The organism is Methanohalobium sp. (assembly GCF_018609725.1).
In the GTDB taxonomy this organism is placed as follows: domain Archaea; phylum Halobacteriota; class Methanosarcinia; order Methanosarcinales; family Methanosarcinaceae; genus Methanohalobium.
In genome coordinates, this window is the sequence record NZ_JAHENT010000010.1 from 1 (window position 1) to 3,640 (window position 3,640).

5 protein-coding genes are annotated in these 3,640 nt (G+C 36.4%); 1 reads left to right on the forward strand and 4 read right to left on the reverse strand.

Annotation, left to right across the window (positions count from 1 at the left end; all coding sequences use genetic code 11):
- The 4 genes from cbiQ to QZ276_RS00220 form a co-directional block, all read right to left on the reverse strand.
- Positions 1–737 (reverse strand): cobalt ECF transporter T component CbiQ (gene cbiQ / locus QZ276_RS00205; RefSeq protein WP_292484179.1); only part of this gene is annotated, 737 nt, incomplete at its 3' end.
- Positions 737–1,207: a hypothetical protein gene (locus QZ276_RS00210; RefSeq protein ID WP_292484181.1), complete on the reverse strand. Its 471-nt coding sequence runs from the start codon at positions 1,205–1,207 to the stop codon at positions 737–739. The genes cbiQ and QZ276_RS00210, both read right to left, overlap by 1 nt.
- A complete protein-coding gene (gene cbiM, locus QZ276_RS00215; protein WP_292484183.1) occupies positions 1,200–1,844 on the reverse strand; it encodes a cobalt transporter CbiM in 645 nt (214 codons plus the stop codon). Before cbiM ends, QZ276_RS00210 begins: the two co-directional genes overlap by 8 nt.
- Before the next feature lie 48 nt (positions 1,845–1,892).
- Entirely contained in the window at positions 1,893–2,852 is a 960-nt protein-coding gene (locus tag QZ276_RS00220) for a DUF4198 domain-containing protein (protein ID WP_292484185.1), read from the reverse strand.
- Between the two features lie 176 nt (positions 2,853–3,028).
- Between QZ276_RS00220 and QZ276_RS00225 the strand changes: the two genes are divergently transcribed.
- Positions 3,029–3,640 (forward strand): aminopeptidase P family N-terminal domain-containing protein (locus QZ276_RS00225; protein WP_292484187.1); only part of this gene is annotated, 612 nt, incomplete at its 3' end.

Genomic DNA, 3,640 nt, shown 5'->3' on the forward strand with positions numbered 1-3,640 from the left:
AAAACGACTGCAAAACTTATAATCAAAAATGTTATCAGGTAATCTCTGGTTTTTATATTGAATTTTACTATTGTATTGGGGTTTCCTGTATACCCTTTGGAAAGCATAGCCTGATATACTCTTTGAGCCCTTTCATAACTTTTGACAACAAGCATTCCTACGGATTTACCGATTTTTGATATCGAAGAAATGTTTAAACCGGGTTTAAATCCCTTGGATGTCATTGCAGTCCACATCCTCTGGAATTCATCAAGGAAAACAAATATGTAACGATAGGTAAACATAAGCATCTGTACCAGCGGATTTGGGATTTTTAGCATATGTAACGCTTTGATTGTGGTATCAAATCTCATTGTTCCAAGCATTGTAAATACCAGTAGAATTGCTGTAAAAGCTCTAACAGTAATAAGAAATCCATAGGTAATGCCTTCATGGGTCACTGTTATATAGCTAATATTTACCAAAACATCACCATCGACGGTAAAGGGCATTATTATTAGAAAAGGGAGGATGAACAGGGATACCCATTTAACATGGTTGAATATAAATTTAAAAGGCAGTTTTGAAATAATAAGCAGTATGAAAGCTGCAATTAATGCCAGAGCAGCAAACCTGATGTCTTCTACAAAAACAGATGAGAATATAAGTAATGTGAATGTAATTATCTTTGTTCTGGGGTCAAAATTGTGGATTGGGGATTCAAGTGAAGAATATTTATCAATTTCAGGATATTCCATTAATTATTTTTCTCCTCTCCTTTATTATATCGTTTCCAGTTCATATATAGCATTCCTGCGCCTGCAAGGCCTGCAAGATACCCAAATCCAGAAATAATTTTTGTGTATATGGGATCCTCATTATTTTGTTCAGGCAATCCTGTATCTGATAGGTTTATGGTTTTATCTCCTCTGTGACCATCGGATTTCACTACTACCCTGTATTCTGATACACCCATTTTTGGTGAAAAATTGTATGCACCATCTTCATCGGTTGTCCCTTCAATATATATCTCTTCTTTACCGTTTTCAATTGTATATACTTTAACATCAGCTTTTTCTATGGATTCTCCTCCTCCATACCATGATTTTATCTGTATCTCATTAATCTGGCTCTCTACATGTACCCTATGGGCAGATACGGTATGTGTAAGAGACATAGCCAGAATCAGTAGTAATATTAATATGCTCAACCAATTTAATTTATTCATTTTTCCCACCACCTTTAACAGGTAATAATTCGGGTTTTACTTTAAGCAAAAATGCAACTATAGATACTGCAACCAGACCTTCTATTATCATAATAGGTATATGTCCTATCGCTATAAGACTTGCAGGAGTTGTTAATTCTTCTCCTGTTAGCATAAAACTGAATACAAGGAATACAACTGAAATTATAACCGCAAATCCTCCACTGATACCTCCAAACAAAGATTCTATTTTATTTCTAAATGGTAATCGTTTAACACCTGTTTTAAAAATACCGTATGAGATTAGTGCGGGAATCCCGAGTATAACGGTATTTATGCCTATGGTTGTAACACCACCATGTTGGAACAAAAATGCTTGTAGTGAAACTCCGGTAAATATTGCAGGGAATGAAAGAATTCCAAGAATAACACCAACAATACCGTTGAGCATAAGGTGAACACTTGTGAAGCCCAGTGGAATATGTATTAATGATGCTACAAAAAAGGCTGCAGTGATAACAGATAGTTTAGGGATTTGCTCGGCTATATCACCGTGTTTTTCACTCCACCAAAGAGTCACGCCTATTATTATAAAGCTTAGAACCCATCCGAATGCAACTACAGGGAATGACAGAACACCGTCTGATATATGAACCATTGCTAATCTCTCCAAAAAATAATGGGCTTAAGTGCCCATAGATATTATTTAGTTTTTCTTAATCCTGCCGGTTCCAATTGCCACTGCACCAATGATCCCTGCTGCAGCAATTAGGAATCCAAACCCTGGAAGGCTGGTTGTCTCCTGTTCATTTGAAGATGAATCCTTATCAGTCGTTGACTGTTCAGTTGCAGAATCAGATGGTGTGGATGTGTTTTCTGCGGGGAACTCTTCAATTACAGGTAAAATAAATACTCCTCTTTTATCCAGTCCGTCTTCGATTTCTTTTGTAGCACCTACAAACCAGATACCCGTTTCGTCAAGTGTGTACATGAAATCTCCATTTTCATTGGTTTTTGCAACTCTTGTAAAAACCATGGGTGGGTCATTAGAATATTTATCCTCTGCAGATTTTACTATTTCTTTTGCAGTGGATTCTTTGTGATATTCTTCAACCTCTACAGTGGCGTTGGGTAATGGTTCTTTGTTATACAAAGCTTTTCCTGAGAACACAAACCCTTCTTCCATTCCATAAGGTCTCATATATGGCATAATTTCGGTTTTCTGTCCAGTTTCTGTATCCCATCCTTTCCAGGCTTCAGTTCCTGAATGGATAACTGCTTTTGTATAATCTACCAGGCCGTGTTCTTCAGTTTCCAGTTTGACGGATAGAATATGGTCTCCTCTCTGGTCAACGGTATATGATACTTGATAGGCTTTTTTTTCCTTTACAGTAGTTTTTTCTGGTGATAGTTCAACAACACTACCATCAGGTTTTGTGACATTAACTACAGGTTCATCACCCGGAAAATCAAACATTATATGCTCATAGGGATGTCCCCATACCAGCACAATCTCTTTTGTTTCACCCTTTTCAGCTATGTAATCTTTTGGTGTTACATCCGTATCTCCACCGGGAAATACCATTGTGAAATGAGCACTTGCAACACCTGTAAAGCACAGCACAAAACCTATTGTACAAAGTATTAACATTACGCTTTTTTTCAATTTCTTACCTCCTTTGATAAATATACTTTTATTCAATTCAGTATTACTAAAACCTACAAAAGTATTAACATATAACATTTTCGATTTTATAATTAACAGTAAATCAATTTTAACAACAAATTTGTATTAGTATCAATAAATCAGATTACATGAAGCAAATTCAGGAAAAAAATAATATGGATATCTCGAACACACTTTCAAAAAAAGGACTCGATGCCTATATAATGATCGGCGAATCTCATAATGCTGATATGTATTATACAACCGGTTTTTTTGCATCTGATAAGTTCACATATTTGCAGACAAACAGTGGGGATGAAATATTACTGGTATCAGAAATGGAGCGTGGACGAGCTGAGAACGAATCACGGATAACAAATATAAGAACAACGCAGGATTATGATTATCGGTCCAAAATAAAATCCAGGTCTGACCCATCTATTGCTTTCAGTGACACACTCGGTGAGCTTCTTGGTAAAGAAGGAATCAGAAAAATTGGTGTGCCGCACAACTTCCCATTTTTCATTGCGCAAACCCTTAAAGAGCAGGGGTTCTGGTTCATGCCCATAAAAAGCCCTTTCAAAGATATGAGGACAAAAAAAAGTGAATCAGAAATAGCAAATATCGAAACAGTCCAGAATGCCTGTGAAAAAGCAATGGATACAGCAGTAAATCTGATTTCAAATGCATCAGAATCTGATGGTGTACTTTATAATGAAGGTGTTGAACTTACATCTGAATACGTGCGCAATGCCATCGAACATAGGCTTCTTGATTTTGGCTGTGAA

What these genes read in the sequence shown, in the direction of transcription:
- cbiM (WP_292484183.1), bottom strand. Translation starts at nt 1,844, where the DNA reads ATGGTTCATATATCAGACGGTGTTCTGTCATTCCCTGTAGTTGCATTC.
- QZ276_RS00210 (WP_292484181.1), bottom strand. Translation starts at nt 1,207, where the DNA reads ATGAATAAATTAAATTGGTTGAGCATATTAATATTACTACTGATTCTG.